This window comes from Oleiphilus sp. HI0086 (assembly GCF_001635225.1).
On the sequence record NZ_LWFZ01001321.1, the window covers coordinates 1 to 1,288 of the forward strand.

Annotated in this window: 2 protein-coding genes; both read left to right on the forward strand. The window is 43.0% G+C overall.

All coding sequences use genetic code 11. The annotated features are described in order from the left end of the window. On the forward strand, positions 1 to 285 hold a 285-nt coding region (locus A3756_RS22800; RefSeq protein WP_068554757.1), incomplete at its 5' end, for a rhodanese-like domain-containing protein. Positions 286 to 684: 399 nt separating this feature from the next. After that, positions 685 to 1,288: DUF898 family protein (locus A3756_RS22805; protein WP_156490704.1), on the forward strand; the 604-nt coding region annotated here is incomplete at its 3' end.

The following is a 1,288-nucleotide window of genomic DNA, read 5'->3' on the forward strand; positions in this document are numbered from 1 at the left end:
ACATCATCAAGCGCCAAGCTGGAAATGAGCAATAATGGTGGTATTTTGATTGACGTAAGAGAACCCATGGAAGTGGCACAAAACCCGACACCGAACGCCCTCAACATTCCACGTGGTGTCTTGGAAATGAAGGTATCAGAACTCCACCCACATGAAGAAACACCGCTCTATATCCACTGCGCAACCGGTGCACGCGCCACTTTATCTGCAGAGCAGCTGATGAGAATCGGCTATAAGCATGTATCGGTGATCACTTGTGATATTGAGACGATATGTCAGAGCTAGAATAATTAGAAAGTAGAATGGCACTTACTTAAACTGAATTTCACTTTTTTACAGTGGAAGCCTAGAGAAACATTACTCCTCTGTGCAGCAAAGCGCTCTGTGTCCTCTGTGGTTAAGGGCCTTAGTCTTGAAGATCAAAAACCCAAAAACGAATCCACCACAGAGGACACAGAGCGGCCGATGGCCTGTACGGAGATAATCAAAAAAGGGTTCTTAAATGAATGGCTCCTATTTAATCTGAATTGCACCCTATAGATAATCATTTGTTTAGATGGAACATATGCTTAAGTAAGTGCCGTTCGGTCTAGAGTAAATTTACTCTGACCGCAGCCTCTCCTTCTAATTATGTTAGACTGCCGCTAGTTTTTAAGCGCATCAAATTGAAGGAACTCCCATTAAATGGACTTAGAAGTAAAACCCTATACTGAACAGCCTTTTAGATTCAGCGGCAAAGCACTCGAATTCTTTGGCATTTGGATCGTCAATATAGCTCTCACCATCGTTACGCTGGGCATTTATTCGGCCTGGGCGAAAGTTAGAACACACCGCTATTTTTATGGCAATACTCAGCTTGACGACAGCGCCTTTCAATATTTGGCAAAGCCTGAACAGATTCTAAAAGGGCGAATTTTTGCATCCATATTATTCGGCATTTATTACGCAATAAATTCCTATAATGGCGTTTGGGGTTTGTATGCCGCTGCAGCAGTGACAGTTTTAGTGCCTGCAATCATTGTTCTTTCTATGTCGTTCAGGCTCCGCCACACAGCTTATCGTGGTATTACCTTCCGCTTTGAACGAAACTTCAAGCAAGCTTATTTATTTTATGGCCTACCGGTATTTTTGTTCCTGGCTCTGCTTGTTAGCTCAATATATTTTTCTGTGCCCAGTGAGGTATGGGAATACTCGGAAGTCCCGATTTCTGAGGAGATGCCAGCTGATGAAACGACAGAGATACCTGCCGTAGGAGAAGAAGCAAAAATAGATATTGAGGAAGAGTTTA